This window comes from Luteitalea sp. TBR-22 (genome assembly GCF_016865485.1).
Taxonomy (GTDB): Bacteria; Acidobacteriota; Vicinamibacteria; order Vicinamibacterales; family Vicinamibacteraceae; genus Luteitalea.
Genome location: NZ_AP024452.1, coordinates 3508644 through 3528170 on the forward strand (window position 1 = coordinate 3508644; position 19527 = coordinate 3528170).

Sequence of the window (19527 nt, forward strand, 5' to 3'; positions counted from 1 at the left end):
GCGGCGCCGCGTCGCCAGGGGCCTCAGGCCTTGACGGGCGTCGCCTCCGGCTTGGCGGGGCTCTTGGGCGCGCCAGCACGGTTCATGTCGATGGCGCCCCGGAAGTGCGCCCCTTCCGCGATGGCGACCTTGGGGGACGTGATGTCGCCGTCGACCGACCCGTTGTCGCGGATGTCGACCTTCTCCGACGCGTTGATGTTGCCGGTGACCTCACCCAGCACGACGACGGTCTTGGCAAAGACCTGCGCCTTGATCTTGGCGTTGGTCCCGATCGTCAGCACGTTGTTGTTCAGCTCGATCTTCCCCTCGACCTGTCCCTCGATCGTGAGGTCCTCGCTGCCACTGAGTTCGCCCTTGATGATCACCGACTTGCCGATGTTGCCCATGCTCATGGGTGCACGTTCTCCTGGACCAGGCGTGGGCCGGGCCATGGCCGGGGCCGGATCGACTGCCGCAGCAGGCGGGGCGGCCGGGGCCGGCGGCGGGGTGGGCGGCGCGGCAGCTGGTTGCCGCGGCGCGTCATCGCGTTTCCACATGTTGGTGTCTCCCGTCGGGGTCCGGTGCGCGTCGACCCCACGTCCGGCGGAGTATACGCAAGCCCTCTGATCGTGTCTAGGTCTCGCAATTGCTGTGGTTTACGGGAACCGGCGGGTGATACGATCGACGCGTGCCCGCCGCCTCCGCGCGCATCTACCTGGACCACAACGCCACCACGCCGGTCGACCCGCTCGTCATCGAGGCGGTCACCCGGGCCCTGCGTGACGACTACGGCAACGCGTCCAGCGTGCACCATTTCGGCCAGATGGCCAAGTCGCGCCTCGACGATGCCCGGCAGGAGATCGCCGCCCTGATCGGTGGCAGCCCGACGGAGGTCGTCTTCACGAGCGGCGGCACCGAGGCCGACAACTTCGCGCTGCGCGGCGCGGCCGAGGCCCTCGAGCCTCTGGGCAAGCGCCACCTGGTGGTCTCGGCCATCGAGCACGAGGCGGTCCTGACCACCGCGCGCGCCCTCGAGCGCCGCGGCTGGCGCGTCAGCCGGGTCGCGGCGGGGCGCGACGGCGTGGTGGATCCCGACGCGGTGGCGAGCGCCTTGACCGACGACACGGCGCTACTGAGCCTCATGCACGCCAACAACGAGGTCGGCACGCTGCAACCGGTGGCTGCCTGCGCAGCACTCGCCCACGCCCGCGGCATCCTCGTGCACACCGACGCGGTGCAGAGCGCCGGCAAGGCGCCCATCGACGTGACCGAGCTCGACGTCGACCTGCTGAGCCTGTCGGCGCACAAGCTGTACGGCCCCAAGGGCGTCGGCGCGCTGTGGATTCGGCGTGGCACCCGACTGGTGTCGCCGATGACCGGTGGCAAGCAGGAGCGGAGTCGGCGCGCCGGCACGGAGAACGTGCCCGGCATCGTCGGCTTCGGCGTCGCGGCCCGCCTGGCGCGCGAGCGCCTCGCCAGCGACGCTGCGACGCAGGCCGCGCTTCGCAACCGGCTCGAGACGGAGATCCTGGCCCGCGTCCCAGGCACGCACGTCAACGGCGGGACGGTGCCGCGCGTCCCCAACACCAGCAGCATCGGGTTCGAGGGCGTCGAGGCCGAGTCGCTGCTCATCGCGCTCGATCTCGAAGGCATCGCCGTGTCGACCGGCTCGGCCTGCTCCTCGGGCACGCTGGAGCCGTCGCACGTGCTGAAGGCGATGGGCCTGTCCCTGCACGACACGCAGAATGCCCTGCGCTTCAGCCTCGGGCGGCACACCACCGACGACGAGATCGGCCGCGTGCTCGACGTGGTGCCCGGCCTTGTCGAGCGGCTGCGTTCGCTGACGGACCGGCGCGCGCCGCTGGCCAGCATGCCCGGCGGGGCCTGACGCATGCGAATCGCGGTCGCCATGTCGGGCGGCGTCGACTCGTCGGTCGCTGCCGCACTGCTCGTCGACGAGGGCCACGAGGTGATCGGCCTGTCGATGCAGTTGTACGACCAGCAGGAGGGACAGGCCTCGTTCGGCACCTGCTGCACGATCGACGACCTCCATGACGCGCGGCGCGTCGCCGGTCGCCTCGGCATCCCGCACTACATCGTCAACTTCGAGTCGCACTTCCACGCGCAGGTCGTGGCGCCCTTCGTCGACGACTACGTGGCGGGACGGACGCCGATTCCGTGCACCCGCTGCAACAGCGAAGTGAAGTTCGCCACGCTCCTCGATCGGGTCGGCGCACTCGACGCCGACCGCCTCGCCACGGGCCACTACGTGCGGTCGGTGCGGCGCGAGGACGGCGGCTGGCGCCTGTTGCGCGGCGCCGACCGCGGCAAGGACCAGTCGTACTTCCTGTTCTCGCTGACGCAGGCGCAGCTGGGGCGGGCAATCTTCCCGGTCGGACATCTCGACAAGCCGTCGGTACGCGCCTACGCGTCGCGGCGCGAACTGCCCGTGGCGCTGAAGCCGGACTCGCAGGAGATCTGTTTCGTGCCCGACCGCGACCAGGCGGCGTTCGTGGCACGTGCCGCAGGCGATCGCACGCCGCCCCCGGGCCGCATCGTCGACGTCGAGGGCCGGGCCCTCGGCACCCACGATGGCGTGCACCACTTCACGATCGGCCAGCGCAAGGGCCTGCGCCTGTCGGTGGGCGTGCCGCTCTACGTGGTGGCCATCGAGCCCGACTCGCGCGACGTCGTCGTCGGCCCGCGCAGCGCGCTCGAAGCCACCACCTGCGAGGTGCAGGACGTCAACTGGGTGTCGGGACGCGTGCCCGACGGGGCGGTGCGCGCCGAGGTGCAGATCCGGCATCGCCACGCAGCCGCGCCGGCGACCATCCGCGCGCTCGATGCCTCGCACGCGCGTGTCGAGTTCGACGCGCCGCAGTACGCGATCACGCCCGGACAGGCCGCGGTGTTCTACGACGGCGACGAGGTGCTGGGAGGGGGCTGGATCACGCGGGGGTGAGGGCTGACGGCCCTCACCGCGCGTGAATTCCGAATGTCGCGATGCCGAATGTCGGGAGGTCCGCCGGCCTTCCCGGACTTCCCGGCATGCAGCGCCTGGCGCCGTCAGGCGCTGGCGGTCGCGGCGGCGCCGTGGTGATACTCCGCGTCGCCGAGCTCGAGCCAGCGCTCTGCGTCGATCGCCGCCATGCACCCGGCGCCGGCCGACGTGATCGCCTGCCGATAGACCGGATCCTGCACGTCGCCGGCGGCGAACACGCCGGCCACGTTGGTACGCACGCCCGTGGTCACGAGATAACCGCCCTCGTCCATGTCGAGCTGGCCCTTGAACAGCGCGGTGTTCGGCGTGTGCCCGATGGCGACGAACACGCCATCGACGGCCAGCGTGTCGACGACGCCCGTCTTCGTGTCGCGCAGGCGGGCGCCGTTCACGTCGCCGCGCTCGTCGGCGACGATCTCCTCCACCTCGGTGTTCCAGCGGAAGGAGATCTTCGGGTTCGCAAATGCCTTGTCCTGCATGATCTTCGACGCGCGAAGCGTGTCTCGCCGATGGATCACGGTGACGTGCGAGGCCAGCTTCGAGAGGTAGAGCGCTTCCTCGATGGCCGTGTCGCCGCCGCCGACGATGGCGACCGGGCGATTGCGGAAGAAGAAGCCGTCGCAGGTCGCGCACGTGCTCACGCCGCGGCCCATCAGCTTCATCTCCGACGGCAACCCGAGCAGCTTGGCCGACGCGCCGGTCGCCACGATCAGGGTGCGAGACCGGATCACCTGCCCGCCGTCCAGCGTCAGCGTGAACGGGCGCTGCGACAGGTCGACGCGCTCGACCAGGCCCGACATGAACGCGGTCCCGAAGTGCTCGGCCTGCGCGCGCATGTCGGCCATGAGCTGCGGCCCCATGACGCCATCCTTGTGCCCCGGCCAGTTCTCCACCATGGTGGTGATGGTCAACTGGCCACCTGGCTGCAGGCCCTCGATGACCAGCGGATGCAGGTTGGCCCGCGCGGTGTACAGCGCCGCCGTCAGGCCAGCCGGGCCCGAGCCGATGATCACCACGTCGCGCACGTCGTCACTCATAGTCGCAATCCTGTTCCCTGACGCAGCAAATGCGGAGTGCCATCCACGACAGCGCCCCCCGGGGGCGGTCGTGGATCCGGCATTCCGCACGTGTGGCGCGGCTCAGCCGAGCCGCGTTCCTACATGTGCCGTTCGAGGAGACGCTTCAGAGCATCCTTGGACTGCACGCCGATCGTCTGGTCGACCAACTGCCCGCCCTTGAACACCAGGAGCGCGGGGATCGACCGGATGCCGAAGTTGCCCGGCACGTTCGGGTTGCTGTCGACGTCGAGCTTGCCGATGACGGCCTTGCCGTTCAGCTCGTCGGCCAGCGCCTCGACGGCCGGCGCAATCATGCGGCAGGGTCCGCACCACTCCGCCCAGAAGTCGACGAGCACGGGTTGATCCGTGCTGCCGATCACCTGCATGAAATTCGCGTCGGTCAGCACCTGCACGTTCTCGGAAGCCATCGTTGTGTCCTCTCGCCTGCCCCGCCCTCAGGCGGGCACCACCGTCCCGCCCGCCATGCGCGCCCTCGCCCGCCCGTAGGCCTCGAGGTACGCGCGCGCCGACGCGGTCCAGGAAAAGTCGACTGCCATGCCCGCGCGCTGCAACTGCTGCCAGCGCTCGGGCTCGTTGTGAAAGACGTGCAACGCCCAGCGGAGCGTTCCAAGCAGCGCCTCACCACTCGCGTCATGGAACTTGAAGCCGTTGCCGGCTCCGGTCGCCGGTTCATAGTTCTCGACGGTGTCGTCGAGGCCACCCGTGGCACGCACTACTGGTAGTGTGCCATACCTCAGGCTGTACATCTGGTTGAGTCCGCACGGCTCGAACCTGGACGGCATCATGAAGAGGTCGGCGCCCGCCTCGATGAGGTGCGACAGCGGCTCGTCGAAGCCGATCCGCACCCCGACGCGGTCAGGGTACCGGCGCGCCAGCGAACGCCACATCTCCTCGTACCAGGGTTCGCCCGTGCCGAGGATGACGAACGACGCCCCGAGATGCGGCAACTGCTCGGATGCCGACGCGATGATGTCGAGGCCCTTCTGGTCGACCATCCGCGAGATCATCGCGATGAGCGGCCGCTGCCGCGCGTCGTCGCCGCCCGAGAGGCCGTAGGTCTCGAGCAGCTGGCGCTTGGCTTCAGCCTTGCCGCTCATGTCGTCGAGCCCGAAGGGCCGGGGGATGTGCCGGTCGGTGGCCGGGTTCCACACCTCGGCGTCGATGCCGTTCAGGATGCCCACCAGGTCGGCGGCGCGGTGTCTGATGATGCCCTCGAATCCGAAGGCGAATTCGGGGGTCATCAACTCCTGCGCATACCGCGGGCTGACCGTCGTCACCAGGTCGGCGAACATGATGCCGCCCTTGAGCAGGCTGGCGTGCAGCCAGAACTCCAGGCCATCGGTGGTGAACAGTTCCCAGCCCAGCCCGAGCTGCGGCAGCCACTCCGACGAGCACGTGCCCTGGTAAGCGATGTTGTGAATCGTGAAGATCGTCGCGGCGCCGCCGAGGACGGGATCGGTGGCGTAGCGGGTCTTGACGTACACGGGCGCCAGCCCGCCCTGCCAGTCGTGCGCGTGCACGATGTCGACGGGCTGCCCTTCGAGGCGGGCGAACTCGAGGGCGGCGAGACAGAGGAACGCGAAGCGGCGCGGGTTGTCCCCGTAATCGTGGCTGCCCAGGCCGTACAGGGCGTCGCGATCGAAGAACGCCGGGTGGTCCACCAGGGCGACGCGCACGCCCGGGCTGGTTTCCTTCACGAACACGTCGGCGTGGTAGTGATGGCCGCCCATGGCGACGGCAAAGCTCGTCGTCGGCGAGCCCTCGACCGCGATGCCGCGATAGCGCGGGATGACGACGGTGACGTCGTGGCCCAGGCTCCCCAGCGCCTTCGGCAGCGCGGCGACGACGTCGGCAAGGCCGCCGGTCTTGGCAAAAGGCACGGCCTCACTGGCCACCATCAGGATGCGCAAGGGACGACCGTGCCCGCCCAGCGTCGGCGCGGGACCTGCGGCCACGAGCTCGGACGCGGCTGGCTCGGCGGGCAACGGCGGGGCCGGGACCACGTCGGGCGATGGCGCAACGACGTCGGACGACGGCGGCATGGGCACCACCGGGTCGACGGCTGAGGGCACGTCCCCGGCCGCCTGGACGGCCTCGGCCAACGTTCGGGCCTTGCGCACGCGAGGCGCCGCGGGAGCGGGCGTCGACTTGCCCCCCACCGCCCGCGGGGCCGGTTTGCGGGCGGTCGTGGACTTCCTGGCGGCGCCCTGCCGCGCCGACGTCGCCGCGCTCTTGCCCGACGAGCCGGTAGCCGGAGCCTTCGTCGACGCCGGGTCCACCTGGGCGGGCGCATCCGCCGCCTTCGGACGGCGCGCCCGTGACGAGGTGCTCGCCTTCTTCGGCATCACTTGATCCGCGGCGCCCGCGGCGTCAGGCGCCTGCGGCGGAGCGGGTGTCGGGTCGACGGAGGGAACCTTGCGCGATCGGGGAGCTTTGGCCATTGCGTGTGGATAGGGGCGCCGGGGACGGACGTGGCGCCACGACCAGTGTAGCGCAACGGATCATCCCGGCCTTACGGATGCCCATCGCCGGGGCGACGTGACAACCACACGCAGAAAGGCCACAGGCGGGGACCTGTGGCCTGCCGTCAGCCTTCGAGGCTCAGTGGGTGAGCCGCGTGTTCAGTCCTGCTGTTCCGGGGTCTGGGTCGCCAGGATGGCCGGCGCCTTGCCGGCGAGCCAGTTGAAGAGGTGGCGTGTCTCCCAGAAGCGTCCCGGGTTGCTGCGAGCGCCGAGCACGACGACGGCGACCTGGTCGCCCTGGGGCAGGCGCAGCAGCGTGGCCAGACAGTAGCCCGACTTGGAGATGAAGCCGGTCTTGCCCCCGCGCACGTCGACGTCGGTGCCGACGAGGTGGTTGGTGTTGTGCAGCGTCACCGTGCGGGTCGGCGCGGCAAACTGGTACTCCTTCATCCGCATGATGGAGGCGATGCGCTCGTCGCCGGCGGCGAAGGAGATCAGCCGGGCCATGTCGAAGGCCGACGACACGTTCTCGGCGTAGAGCCCCGACGGATCGTAGTAATGCGTGCTGGACAGCCCGAGCTCTGCCGCCTTCTGGTTCATGCGCTCGACGAAGCCGACCGGACCGTACAGCGAGTGCCGGGCCAGCGTGCGCGCCGCGACGTTGTCCGAACCGATGAGCAACAGGTGAAGCAGCTGCTGGATCGACACCTCGTCGTTGCGACGCAGGTAGGTGGTCGATGCTCCACGCAGATCGTCGGGGTGCACGGTCACCCGACGCGCAAGATCCACCTCGTTCTCGAGAAACGCCACTGCGGTCATCACCTTGGTGATGCTGGCGATCGAGCGGGGCGTCTGCGCGTTGCTCTCGTAGAGCACCTGATGGGTGGCCGGGTTGTAGATGATCGCCGCGCCGGCCCGGACGTCCGGCACCAACTGCCCGTTGGCCCCGGCCTTGAACTGCGGCGTCTGGATCTCGACGAGTTGCCGGGCATACGCCGCCTGCCGTGCCCGCGCCATCGCGAGCCGACGCTGCCGGGACTTTGATGCCGAATAGCGTGTCGTACGGCTGCTGCGCGACCGCGACGCCTGTGCGCTCCTGGACCGGCTGGTCGAGGCACGAGAGGCCTGAGGCTTGGCGCTGCTGCGCTTGGCGGTGGTGCGAGACCTGGTGGCGCCATCGGCCCCGGTCACGCCGACCAGGCCACACACGCCGAGCGACAGGGCGAGCACGATCACCGTGCGCAGCGAACGACGTCCGACGAGCTGGAGCATTCCTTGGGTCCTTAGGAAGGGCGAGGGGCCTCTGTAAGGGACATCGTCAGTCTAGCAGATTGTCTTTACAGGAGCCTTTCCTTGCAAGCACTTGCAACCCATGCATCGCGAAAGTCGTGCCGCGATGTCCACGTGGCGGACATGGCGGCCGGACGTGGCCGTCGGCCGGTCGCGCCGACCTCCGCGCCTCAGGGCTGGGCGAGCGCCGCCGCGAGCAGGATGGCCTGCCGCAACCCGACAACGGCGTCGCGGGAATCGAAGGATTCGTCGAGGGAATGCGAACCCTGCCCCGTTCCGCCGCCACCGATCGTGATGGCCGGGATGCCCAGATTCATCGGCACGTTCGCGTCCGTGGAGGACGTGTCGAGCACCACCGGTTGCTTCAGCGCCTCGAGGACCGACCGGGCCGCCAGGACGATGTCGGAGGTGTCGGCCGTCCGACCAGCCGGTCGGTCTCCCACCAGCCTCACGTCGGCTTTGACCTTGCTCGCATGCCGCCAGCGACCGTTCTCGGCGACCACGGCCGCCTCGATGGCACTGCGGACCCGCGTGTCCAGATCGGCAAGGCTCCTCGCCGACTCGGAACGCAGGTCCACCTCCATCCAGGCCTCGAAGGGGATGGAGTTCACCGACGTCCCGCCGCCGATCCGTCCGACGTTGAAGGTGGTCTTCGGCGTCGCGGGCACGTCGAGCGCGCCGATGGCGGCAACCGCCCGCCCGAGCGCGTGGATGGGGTTGGGCATCCCGAACGCACCGTAACTGTGGCCGCCGGGCCCCGTGAAGGTGACGCGATACCGCTTGCTGCCGACGCCGCCGTTGGTGATCTCGAGCCCCGCCCCATCGATCGACACGAAGCGGTCGATGCGTCCGAGGCCGCTGGGGCCGAACAGGTGCTTCACGCCCCGGAGGTCACCGAGCCCTTCCTCGCCGACGGTCGCCACGAAGGAGATGCGGCCCGGGGCCTTCACGCCGGCCTCTCCGATGGCCTTGACGACGCCGAGGAGCACGGCCAGCCCACGGCAGTCGTCGGTGATGCCCGGCCCCAGCAATCGCGTGCCCTCCCGCCGGACCTTCACGACGGTGCCGTCGGGGAACACCGTATCGAGGTGCGCGCTGAACACCAGGTGCGGTCCGGCCGCGCTCGTGCCGTCGCGTTCCCCGATGACGTTGCCGACCGCGTCGACGCGGACCCGTCGCAGGCCCAGATCCGCGAAGGCCCGCCGCACGACCTCTGCTCGGGCCTGCTCCTTGAAAGGCGGGGCCGGCACCTCACAGAGGGCCACCTGTTGGTCGATCACCCAGGGCTCGAGCGTGTCGGCCGCGGCGACGGCGGCCGCGACGTCGGCCTGCCCCAGTAGCCGCGTGGCGAGCGTTGCCGCCCCTTGTTGCGCCTGCGCCCCGCTGCCGAGGAAGAACACCACGCCGAGCGCCATGACCTGTCGCCTGACCGTCATGCTTGTGTGCACTCGCGGATCATACATGGGGGGCGGCGCGTCCCGCTGCCCCTACTCCAACTTTTCGCAGGGCAGATACGAATTTGTGAAGTTTATGGCCCTTCGAGAGACCACGAAACGCGTTCCGGCGTCACACGATGGTGACATCCGGCTGGCACAATCCCGAGAAGTGACAAGGAATGCAGGCCGTTGTCGGCCTCGTGGCAAGCTGGCCAATGGCGGCACGACACGTGCATGGATGATCGACATCTGGCGCGGGGGTGCGCCGGAGCGGGTCAAGGGCGGGGGGCGGTCATGAGCATCGTGAAGCTGTTGGGATTCGAGACGCTGTCCTGTGGATGCCTGGTCGGGCACTATCGGGATGCCGGCACCATCAGCGTGGTGACGTACGTCGAAGAGAAGAGCACCAGCTGTGGCGACCAGAGCCATCGCCGCAACCACGCCGTGATGGCGCGTCGCCGACGGGCGGTCGCCACCGCCTCGACCACCACCGTCGTGCCGGCGCCGGCCTACCGCGCCCCGGCTCGTTGACGCTCCGGCACCGGCCGGCCTGACCACCGGCCCGGTCTCGGGGCGCGTCGGCCCGCGCCGTGGTCCGACGCGCCGCGTCGCCGCGGCCGCGCCGCCGCGGGGCGTGGATTCCTGATTGCTCCCCCTTCTGGTACGCTGCGGCCACCCTCCCGCCGCTCATGGACCTGCGCCAACTCGAGATCATCCGCGCCATCGCGGAAACCGGTTCGTTCACTGCCGCCGGCGTGAAGCTCAACGTGTCGCAGTCGGCCATCAGCCGGCAGGTGCTGCTGCTCGAGGAGGAACTGAACGAAGCGGTGTTCCTGCGGATCGGGCGGCGCATCCGCATCACCCCGGCCGGCGAAGCCCTGCTGCAGCTGAGCCATCGGGTGTTCCTGGACCTCAAGGAAACCGTCGCGCGGATCACCGATACGCAAGCCTCGCTGATCGGACCGGTGCGGCTGGCCGGTGGCATGACGGTCAGCCTGTACGTCTTTCCCGCCCTCCTTCGCGACTTCCGGAAGCACCACCCGGACGCCGAGATCAAGATCACCGCCGGGGCCACCGACAAGTGCCTGACGGGTCTGCGCTCGGGGCTGGCCGACGTGGCCCTGCTCACGCTGCCCATCAACGACCCGGATCTGGTGACCGTGCCGGCCCTGCAGGAGGAACTGCTGGTCGTCTCCTCGCCGAACCACCCGCTGGCGAGCAAGGCCCGCGTGACGCCCGCCGACCTCCGCGATCAGCCCTTCGTGCTGTTCGAGACCGGCTCCAACACCCGCCGTGTCGTCGACGAATTCTTCCTGCGCAACCAGATCGCGCCGCAGATCGTGACCGAGACGGAGAACGTCGAGATCATCAAGGCGCTGGTACGCGCCGGGCTCGGCCTGTCGATCATCTCGTACCAGAGCGTCGCACGCGAGGTCGCCTCCGGACAGTTCTTCTGTGCCCGCATCGTCGGCCAGACCCTCATCCGCGAGACCGGCTGGGTCTACGTCCGCGCCAATCGCGTGCCGCGGGCCGTGCAGGAAGTACTGGCATCCTTCGAGCGCGTGAAGCCGAGGCTGCGGGTGATCCCGCCCCCGGGCCGGGACCGCATCGGCCCTGACGTGCACGCCTGAGCGAAACGCGGACCAGCCCAGTCGCGCATAACGCCCCCGCATTCGACCGATAACATCATTCTATTTCCCTTGATGTGCGCATAAGCAGTAGTGTGCGCCCAGCACGCGGACACGCGTGCCGCACCACACAAGCCAGTACGCACGTCCCTCCTTGGGCCGGACGACTCGCACCCGTCCGGCCCCTTTTTCGCTTCAAGGGCCGGGGCCGGACGTCGGAAGCCGCGCGCTCGGGCTGGAACGCCCGGCCTTCGGCGTCCGGCGTCCGCCGTCGGCGTTTGTCCGTCATACCTCGCTGCATCCAGCCATGCGCATATCCGCATTACCTGTAGAATTCACCGGATGGCTCTGTCCGTGGGGTTGCTCGGATTCGGTACCGTCGGCCAGTCGGTGGCGCGGTTGCTCGTGGAACGGACCGACGGCCTGTTGACGCTCACGCACGTCTTCAATCGCAACGTCGCCCGCAAGCAGGTCGACTGGGTGCCCTCCTCGGTCACCTGGACCGAGCGCATCGAGGACGTCCTCGACGCGGGCCCGGACGTCATCGTCGAGGTGACCGGTGGCCTCGAACCGGCGCGGAGCTGGCATGAACGGGCGATCGAGGCAGGCATCCCGGTCGTCACGGCCAACAAGCAGCTGATTGCCACGCACGGCCAGGCGCTGCTCGCCCAGGCGGCCCGACGCGGCGTCGACCTGTTGTTCGAGGCCGCCGTCGGCGGCGGCATTCCCGTCGTGCGGGGCCTGCGCGAGGGCATCGCCGGCGACCGCCTGACGACGGTGTCGGGCATCCTCAACGGGACCTGCAACTACATCCTGACGCGCATGGAGTCGGCGGGCCTGCCGTTCGACGCCGCGCTCGCCGAGGCCCAGCAACTCGGCTTCGCGGAGGCCGACCCGACAGACGACCTCGAGGGTTACGACGCGCGCGCCAAGCTCTGCATCCTCGCCCGCGTCGGTCTCGGACTGGACCTCGCCCCGGCCAGCGTACCGGCCGAGTCCATCCGGACCATCAGCGACGACGACTTCGTGTACGCGCGCCGACTGCAGGCGACGATCCGGCAGGTCTCGCGCGTGTCGGTGGTCGATGGCTCGGTGGAGGCGCGGGTCGGCCCGGCACTCGTGCCGCTCACCTCGCCGCTGGCGCGCGTCATCGGCAGCCAGAACCTCATCGTCGCCGGCGGCGTGTATGGCAAGGAGACGACCTTCTCGGGCTATGGCGCCGGCGGCTTCCCGACGGCGGTCGCCGTGGTGTCTGACCTGCTGGCCATCGCGCGGCGGGCCGGCGGCGCGCCGGCCTCGTGGCCCGCGACCGCGGCGCCCGCCTCGGTCAGCAACCTGACGGTCGCGCCGTACTACCTGCGCCTGGTCGTGCGCGACCAGCCCGGCATCATCGCCAGCCTCGCGTCGATCTTCTCGGCGCACGGGATCAACATCGACGCCGTCCTGCAGGAGCCGGGCAACACGAAGGAACGCCTGCCGTTCGTGATCACGCTCGAAGCCTGTCCGACCAGCGCCATGGCGCGGGCCTTGCGTGAGATCGAGACGTTGCCGTTCCACGTGACCCCGCCCCTCTGCCTGCCCGTCCTCGCATGACCGCTGCCCGCCCGCTCTCCACGGTCGTCGTGCCGGCATCGACGTCGAACCTCGGCCCGGGGTTCGACGCCCTGGGCCTCGCGCTGGAGTTGTACCTGCGCGCCGACGTCACCGCGATCACCGACGACGGTCGCGGCCAGGTCCGGTGCACCTTCACCGGCGCGGTCCCACCGGGCGACAACTTCATCGCCACCGGCTTCGAGGCCGTCCGCGCGGCGCTCGGCCTGGCGACCGTGCCCTCGGTGGACGTGACGGTCACCTGCGACATCCCGCCGTGCGCCGGCCTGGGCAGCAGCGCCGCTGCCCTGGTGGCTGGCGGACGACTGGCCGCGCTGGTGATGCCCGGCGTGACCGACTCGCTGCTCATCGACGTCATCACGGCGATCGAGGGACACCCCGACAACGTCACCGCGGCGATTCTCGGCGGCCTGGTGGCCGGCTGCGTGCGACCGGACGGGCACGTCGTCGCGGTTGCCTCACGCTGGCCCGAGGCGGTGCGCCTGGTCGTCGCCACGCCTTCCAGCGCGCTGCTCACCAAGACCGCGCGGGCCGTGCTGCCGGCGCAGGTGTCGCGAGGCGACGCGATCTTCAACGTGCAGCGCGTCGCCCTGCTGATGCAGGCGGTCGCCACCGGGCGCACCGACGTGCTGCGCGACGCCTTCGAGGACCGCCTCCACCAGCCGTACCGCGCGGCGCTCGTGCCCGGCCTCGAGGCCGTGCTTGCCCTCGAGGTGCCGGGCAAGCTCGGCGCCTTCCTCTCCGGCGCGGGGCCGTCCGTCGCGGTGTGCGTCGGCGGCGATCCTGCCCCGGTCGTCGAGGCGCTGCGCGGCGCCTACGCCACGATCGACCCTGCCGTCACCATTCGCGTGCTCGACATCCACCAGCCGGCGCACGCCACGCCGCTGGCCGTGTCCCACGGGTAAGGAACTCCCATCGTGTCCACGCTGATCGGTTTGCAATGCCACGTGTGCCACGCCGCGTTCCCCGCGGAGGCCACCTACGTCTGCGACCAGTGCTTCGGCCCGCTCGAGCCGGTGTACGACTACGAGAAGGCCCGCGCCACGCTGACGCGCGAGGCCATCGCCGCCCGCCCCCGCAACATCTGGCGCTACCGCGAGCTGCTGCCGATCACCGGCGAGCCCCTCACCGGCTTCGGCTCGGGGTTCACGCCGCTCGTCCCGGCGCCGCGCCTGGCCGCGCGCCTCGGTGTCCGTGAGCTCTACGTCAAGGACGATGGCGTCAACCATCCGACGCTCTCGTACAAGGACCGCGTGGTGTCGGTGGCGGCGACGCGCGCCGTCGAACTCGGCTTCGACACGTTCGGGTGCGCGTCCACCGGCAACCTCGGCAACAGCGTGGCGGCGCACGCGGCGCGCCTCGGCCTGAAGTGCTTCGTCTTCATCCCCGACGACCTCGAGCCCTACAAGGTGCTCGGCTCGGCGGTGTACCACCCGACGCTGCTCGCCGTGCGCGGCAACTACGACGACGTGAACCGGCTCTGCTCGCAGGTGGCCGACAAGCACGGATGGGGCTTTGCCAACATCAACCTGCGGAGTTACTACGCCGAGGGCGCCAAGACGATGGGGTTCGAGATCGTCGAGCAGCTCGGGTGGCGCTTTCCGCAGCACGTCGTGTCGCCGGTCGCCGGGGGCACGCTGCTGCCGCGCATCTTCCGCGGCTTCCGCGAGCTGCAGCAACTCGGCCTGGCCGACGGCGAGCTGCCGAAGATGTACGGCGCGCAGGCGGCCGGATCGGCCCCGGTGGTCCGGGCGCTGCATCAGGGCCTGGACTACCCCGACCCCGTCAAGCCGTCGACGATTGCCAAGTCGATCGCGATCGGCAACCCCGCCGACGGGTTCCAGGTGCTCGAGGTCTTGCGCGAGTCGGGCGGCTGGGGTGAGATGGTGACCGACGAGGAGATCCTCGACGGCATCAACCTGCTGGCCGACACGGAAGGCATCTTCACCGAGCCGGCCGGCGGCACGACCGTCGCCGTGACGCGCAAGCTGATTGCCCAGGGGCGCATCCCCGCCGATGAATCCATCGTGGTCTGCATCACCGGCAACGGCTACAAGACGGCCGACATCATGACCGAGCGCGTGGCCAGGGCCGTCCGCATCAGCCGCTCACTCGACGACGTCGATGCCTACCTCGCGGGAACGCTCGCGGGCGTGGGCGAGGAAGGCGCATGAGTCGCTTCGTACGCTCGAAGCTCCTGGTCCAGAAGTACGGCGGCAGTTCGGTCGCCACGCCCGAGCACATCCGCAACGTCGCCGACCGCATCATCGCCTGCCAGGCCGAGGCCAGGCACATGGTGGTGGCGGTCTCCGCGATGGGCAAGACCACCGATCAGCTGATCGGCATGGCCAACCAGGTGTCCCGCCACCCGGCCGGACGCGAGATGGACCAGTTGCTGGCCTGTGGCGAGACGATTGCCGTGTCGCTGCTCAGCCTCGCGCTGCAGGATCGCGGCGTGCCAGCCGTGTCGCTGACCGCGGCGCAGTGCGGCATCCGCACCGACGGCTCGTTCAACAAGGCGCGCATCGCCAACGTGGAGACTGGCCGCCTGGTGCACGAGCTCGAGAGCGGCCGCGTGGTGATCGTCGCCGGCTTCCAGGGCGTGACGAGCGACCACGAGGTCACCACGCTCGGGCGTGGCGGCGGCGACATCACCGGCGCCGCCCTGGCGGCGGCGTTGCAGGCGCCCGTCTGCGAGATCTGCACCGACGTGGACGGGGTGTACACGGCCGACCCGAACGCCGTCGAGGGCGCCAGAATGGTGCCCGAGCTGAGTTACGAAGAGGCCATCGAGCTGGCGGCCAGCGGCGCCAAGGTGCTGCACCCCCGGGCGGCCGAGATCTGCATGCAGTACGACGTGCCCATCCATGTGCGGTCGACGTTCCATCGACGCCAGGGCACGTGGATTCGTGGAGGAGTGATGGAGAACGCCGCAGTCGTCGGGATCACGTCGGACAAGAAGATCGCCAAGGTCACCCTCCTGGAGGTGCGCGACGAACCCGGGCTGGCGGCGGCGATCTTCCGCGACCTCGCGCGGGAGGACGTCAACGTCCGCCTGATCATCCAGGCCGCGCCGAGCCACGACCGGAACCGCATCACGTTCGTGACCGACAACGACCAGGTCGACCGCATCGAGGAACTCGCGCGGACCTGGCGGAAGAAGAAGATCGTCGGCGAAGTCCAGGTCGATCTCGACGTGGCCAAGATCGCCATCGTCGGCTCGCGCATCGCGTCGACGCCCGGCCTCGCGGCGCGGATGTTCACGGCCCTCGCGAAGGTGGGCGTCAACATCGACTGCATCAGCACCTCGGAGATGAAGGTGAGCTGCGTGATCACCCGCAGCGACCTCGACAACGCGGTGCGCGCGGTGCACGGGGAGTTCTTCGGCACCGCCCGGCCGGCGGCCCCGCGGGCCACGACGCCGACGCGTCGGCCGTCGACCAGCCGCCCGGCGCGGAAGGTCGCCGCCAAGCCGGCCACGACGGCGAGCAAGCGCCGCAGCGCGCGCTGACACGCCCGGACGAGAAAAGGGCCGCCTGCGCACTGCGCACGGCGGCCCTTTGACGTTTGACGTTTGACGTTTGACGTTTGACGGTCTGCGCTTGGCGCTTGACGTCACACGTTACACGTCGAACGTCACTTGCTCTTGTCGTCGTCCTTCGGCGTCTTGAGCGCGTAGCCCTTGCGCGCCCACACGTTGACACCCGGGCGGGTGACCTTCACTTCGATGGCCCGCCGCTTGCGGGTCGGGTCGGGATTGCTCGAGTAGTAGCCGAGCACGTAGTAGTCGCTCGTCTCGGCGTCGATCTTCTTGAGCGCGCGCTCGAAGTCGTTCTGGTTGACCACGGCGGTGCCGCCGGTCTCCTCGGCGAGCACGCGCAGGCTGTCCTGCGTCTTGCGAACGTGGTTGCCCCATTCCACCATGTCGACCTCGTCGTCCATCTCGGCGCCGCCGACCAGGCCGCGCGGGTCGATCGTGTAGATGGTGGCGTTGGCGCGATTGGCCGCGCGCGTGAGGTCGGCCAGCTCGCGCGCGAGGTCGGCATCGGCGAACTGCTGCCCCTGCCGGTTGGTCACGGCCGCAGGGTCACGCGGGTCCATCCCGGTCTGGTTGTAGCCGTAGAGCGCGTCGCGCTGCAGCCGTCCCTGCGGGAAGGGGTCGAAGTCGAACCCGTTGCTCACGAAGATGAGCGCCTTCCGGCGGTTCTGCACCTTCTCGAGTTCCCGCATCAGGTCGAAGGCCGTGCTGAAGGCCACGTGCGCGCGGTAGCGGAGTTCCTGGTTGCCCTGCTGGCCGTTGGGCTGCTCGAGGATGTCCTTCGGCTTCAGGCCGCTGCCGCTGATCTTCTTGATCGACTCGTCGAGGCGCTTGCGGTCATAGGTCAGGTCCACCGAGATCGAGGACGGGCCGGTGGACACGATGCCGAACATGTCGCCGTCGTGAATCAACTGCGTCGAGATCTTCTTGAACAGGTCGCGGATGCGCGGCGTCTGCCGGAAGTCGAGGTGCAGGTCGTCGACAAACAGCATGAAGATGCGCCCGGCCGCGTCGTTCACGGGACGCGGTGGCGGCAGCACCATGCCTTCCTCGACGGGCGCCGGCGGTGGCGCAGCGAGGTTGAAGTAGCGGCCGCCGTGCACCAGCGTGAGGGAGGCCACCGTCTGCTGGACGCCGTCCTCGACCACCACGAAGTCTTCCTTCTTCAGGTCGGCGAGGAACTGCCCGGCGCCGTCACGCGGGATGACGTCGGTGCTGACGAGGCTGGTGACGGTGCTGAAGTCGGCGCGCGGCTGTTCCGGCGGCGCCGCCGGTGCCGGCGCCTGCGGGGGGGCCTGGGGCGGTGCGGCCGGCGGGGCTTGCTGCGCGGAAAGGGTCGCCACGCCGAGCAGGGCCGCCGCCAACAGCGTGCCGAGTCGGCTCAGTCGTACAGGCATCATTCGATTATAGGGGCCGCTGTGGCGCCGGGCGTGTCGGGCCGGTCGCCTGCGGCACGCTCCTGCGCGCCGCCCTGCCCGCCGCGCCGGCGCTTCCGCTTGCCGGCGGCGGCCTTGTCGGCCGGAGGTTCAGACGCGGGCGGGCGCCGTTCGGCCTTGCCGGGCGGACGGCCCCGACGTGCCTGCGGCTCGATCGGCGGCGGCAGGCGCCGCTGCTCGATCTCCTTGAGCAGCGCCGGCCAGTCGAACGACACGTCCGGATAGCGCTGCTCGAGGGCACGCTGGGTCCCTGGATCGAGGGGGCCTCGCCCGAACGACTGCCCCTGCGGCATGGCGCAGAAGTAGAGGACACGCAAGCGCGTCTCCCCGCGACCATCAGGACGCTGGTGCAACAGGTACAGGGTATCGAGGCCGCGCTTGTCCCGGGCCAGTCGGATCAGCGGCACGCGTGTCTCGTCCTTACTTCCGCTTCGGCTTGGCCGCAGCGCTGCGCGCCGGCGCCTTCACCGCGGGACGACGAGGCGACGGCCGGCCGCCCTTGACGGTCTTGGCTGCCGGGGAGGCGGGACGTGCGGCCGGTCGCGCCGCCTTGGCCGTGGGACGGGCCGACGGACGCGCCTTGGTTGCCGGGCGGGCGACCGCGGCGCGGCTCCCCTTCGGCGTGACGACCGCTCGCGACGAACGCGCGGGCGCCGACTTCTTGGCCGACGCCTTGGTCGCGCCCGACGCCTGAGGACGGGCCGCCGCCTTGGCCTTGCCGGGCTTGGCCGTCACGGCGCGCGCGGGCTTGACCGGCTTGGCCGGCTTGGCCGCGGGGCGAGCGGCCGCCGCTTTGCGTGCGGCCGGGGCCACCGCCCTGCCGGCCGATGGCTTGGCCACCTTGGCGGGCTTGGCCGACTTGGGCGTGGCCGACCTGGCCGGGATCGACTTGGCCGGGGCCGGCTTGGCCGGGGCCGGCTTGGCGGCAACCGGCTTGCCGACCGCGCCCCTGGTTGGCGCGGGCTTGCCAGCGGCGGCCTTGCCGGTGCCGCTCGGCCTGGCGACGGCGGCCTTCTCGGGGACCTGGCGGGCCACAGCCGGCTTGCCAGCGGCGGGCTTGGGGGTCGCGGGCTTGGCTGGCGCCGCCTTGGCGGGCTCCGGCTTGACCGCGGGCACCTTCGGCGTCGCCTTCGATACGGGTACGGGCGCGGGCGACGCCACCGGATCGACGACTGGCGCAGGAACGGGTACGGGGGCCGGCGCGGACCTGGCCGCCGCCTCTGCCGCGGCCGCCATCCGTGCGGGCGCACGCTTCTCGGCCGCTTCCTTGATGGCCGCCTTCGCCCGTGCGGCAGCCTCCGACAGGACGACCGGCGGCGCGGGCGCCTTCTTGCCTGACGCATCGACGGCCGGTGCCGGTGCCCCTGCAGGTGCGGGCGCCGGCGTCGCCGCCTTGGCCGGCTTGGCCATCTTGGCCTTGGACGGCTTGGCCTTCAGCGGCGGGAGACGCAGGGGTTCCGCGGCGGCAGCCGCAGCCGCCTCGGCGATGGCGCGGCGGCTGTCGATGGGCGTTTCGTCGCGGCGCGGGTTCTGGATGGCCGACTCGACGGCAGCCTCGATGTCGCTGGCCCGGCGGGTCTTGATCGAGACGATGTCGACCAGCGGCGTGTCGGTCGGCACACCGGGCTCGGCAGGCAGTGCCGGGTCGCGGAACACGCGCTCGAGTCGGATCTGGTCGCCTCCCAGGGATCCGTACGACCAGATTTCGGCGGGAGCGATCGAGTGCTGGGCGCAGAGGCGGCGGGTGGCGTCGATGCAGGCAACCGGCACGTAGAGCCGGAACTGCGCGCGGGCCTTGGCAAACAGGACCCACTGGTACATGGCCTCGAGGTTGTTGACCGACTCGCCGGTCTCGACCTCGATCACCGCATGCGGCTTGCCGGCGGCGTCCCGGGGCGTGAGGATGAGGTCCGGGTAGGCCTGGCCCGTGCCCGTCTTGATGGACACGCGACGTTCGTCCCCGACGTTCACCTCGACGACGAATTTCTCGCCGAACGAGAGTTCCAACGCCCGGATGACTCGGTCGTGCTCGAACTGTTCGCGTACCGGACGGATCAGAATCGCCAC

The 19527-nt window shown here is 70.2% G+C and carries 17 protein-coding genes; 8 read left to right on the forward strand and 9 right to left on the reverse strand.

Translation table 11 applies throughout. The features are described from left to right. Window positions 1-23 precede the first annotated feature (23 nt). Complete coding sequence (locus tag TBR22_RS14560) at window positions 24-392, reverse strand: polymer-forming cytoskeletal protein (protein ID WP_239488569.1); 369 nt, start codon at window positions 390-392, stop codon at window positions 24-26. A 275-nt stretch (window positions 393-667) separates the two neighbouring features. Between TBR22_RS14560 and TBR22_RS14565 the strand changes: the two genes are divergently transcribed. Further along, entirely contained in the window at window positions 668-1867 is a 1200-nt protein-coding gene (locus tag TBR22_RS14565) for a cysteine desulfurase family protein (protein WP_239488570.1), read from the forward strand. A gap of 3 nt (window positions 1868-1870) precedes the next feature. Continuing rightward, the gene (gene mnmA / locus TBR22_RS14570; protein ID WP_239488571.1) at window positions 1871-2941 is read left to right on the forward strand and encodes a tRNA 2-thiouridine(34) synthase MnmA; all 1071 of its coding nucleotides are present in this window, start codon (window positions 1871-1873) and stop codon (window positions 2939-2941) included. A gap of 104 nt (window positions 2942-3045) precedes the next feature. Here mnmA and trxB read toward each other — a convergent pair whose 3' ends face one another. The 5 genes from trxB to TBR22_RS14595 form a co-directional block, all read right to left on the reverse strand. Further along, the gene (trxB, locus tag TBR22_RS14575) at window positions 3046-4017 is read right to left on the reverse strand and encodes a thioredoxin-disulfide reductase (RefSeq protein ID WP_239488572.1); all 972 of its coding nucleotides are present in this window, start codon (window positions 4015-4017) and stop codon (window positions 3046-3048) included. A 119-nt stretch (window positions 4018-4136) separates the two neighbouring features. After that, the gene (gene trxA, locus TBR22_RS14580; RefSeq protein ID WP_239488573.1) at window positions 4137-4466 is read right to left on the reverse strand and encodes a thioredoxin; all 330 of its coding nucleotides are present in this window, start codon (window positions 4464-4466) and stop codon (window positions 4137-4139) included. 27 nt (window positions 4467-4493) lie between these two features. Beyond that, window positions 4494-6404 (reverse strand): glycogen synthase GlgA, encoded by a 1911-nt coding sequence (glgA, locus tag TBR22_RS14585; protein ID WP_239488574.1) that lies wholly within the window; start codon window positions 6402-6404, stop codon window positions 4494-4496. Window positions 6405-6680: 276 nt separating this feature from the next. Next, complete coding sequence (locus tag TBR22_RS14590) at window positions 6681-7793, reverse strand: D-alanyl-D-alanine carboxypeptidase family protein (protein ID WP_239488575.1); 1113 nt, start codon at window positions 7791-7793, stop codon at window positions 6681-6683. A 188-nt stretch (window positions 7794-7981) separates the two neighbouring features. Continuing rightward, window positions 7982-9247 (reverse strand): M20/M25/M40 family metallo-hydrolase, encoded by a 1266-nt coding sequence (locus tag TBR22_RS14595; protein WP_239488576.1) that lies wholly within the window; start codon window positions 9245-9247, stop codon window positions 7982-7984. Window positions 9248-9541: 294 nt separating this feature from the next. Here TBR22_RS14595 and TBR22_RS14600 point away from each other — a divergent pair, with 294 nt between their 5' ends. From TBR22_RS14600 to TBR22_RS14625, 6 genes are all read left to right on the forward strand, one after another. Continuing rightward, window positions 9542-9778 carry a hypothetical protein gene (locus TBR22_RS14600; RefSeq protein ID WP_239488577.1) on the forward strand — a complete coding sequence of 79 codons (237 nt, stop codon included), beginning with the start codon at window positions 9542-9544 and terminating at the stop codon, window positions 9776-9778. A 158-nt stretch (window positions 9779-9936) separates the two neighbouring features. Beyond that, on the forward strand, window positions 9937-10878 hold the full coding sequence (locus TBR22_RS14605; protein WP_239488578.1) for a LysR family transcriptional regulator: 942 nt from the start codon (window positions 9937-9939) through the stop codon (window positions 10876-10878). Between the two features lie 339 nt (window positions 10879-11217). Further along, complete coding sequence (locus tag TBR22_RS14610) at window positions 11218-12468, forward strand: homoserine dehydrogenase (protein ID WP_239488579.1); 1251 nt, start codon at window positions 11218-11220, stop codon at window positions 12466-12468. Then, entirely contained in the window at window positions 12465-13391 is a 927-nt protein-coding gene (thrB, locus tag TBR22_RS14615) for a homoserine kinase (RefSeq protein ID WP_239488580.1), read from the forward strand. Before TBR22_RS14610 ends, thrB begins: the two co-directional genes overlap by 4 nt. 12 nt (window positions 13392-13403) lie before the next feature. Beyond that, entirely contained in the window at window positions 13404-14660 is a 1257-nt protein-coding gene (locus TBR22_RS14620) for a threonine synthase (RefSeq protein WP_239488581.1), read from the forward strand. Then, a complete protein-coding gene (locus TBR22_RS14625) occupies window positions 14657-15997 on the forward strand; it encodes an aspartate kinase (protein WP_239488582.1) in 1341 nt (446 codons plus the stop codon). Before TBR22_RS14620 ends, TBR22_RS14625 begins: the two co-directional genes overlap by 4 nt. A 125-nt stretch (window positions 15998-16122) precedes the next feature. Here the strand turns inward: TBR22_RS14625 and TBR22_RS14630 are convergent, their stop codons facing one another. Genes TBR22_RS14630 through TBR22_RS14640 form a run of 3 tightly spaced genes read right to left on the reverse strand, consistent with a single transcriptional unit; the run spans window position 16123 to window position 19527 of the window. Continuing rightward, window positions 16123-17421 carry a VWA domain-containing protein gene (locus TBR22_RS14630; RefSeq protein ID WP_239488583.1) on the reverse strand — a complete coding sequence of 433 codons (1299 nt, stop codon included), beginning with the start codon at window positions 17419-17421 and terminating at the stop codon, window positions 16123-16125. Next, window positions 17421-17867, reverse strand: a complete 447-nt coding sequence (locus tag TBR22_RS14635) for a hypothetical protein (protein WP_239488584.1) — start codon at window positions 17865-17867, stop codon at window positions 17421-17423. Before TBR22_RS14635 ends, TBR22_RS14630 begins: the two co-directional genes overlap by 1 nt. A gap of 13 nt (window positions 17868-17880) precedes the next feature. Beyond that, entirely contained in the window at window positions 17881-19527 is a 1647-nt protein-coding gene (locus TBR22_RS14640) for a hypothetical protein (RefSeq protein WP_239488585.1), read from the reverse strand.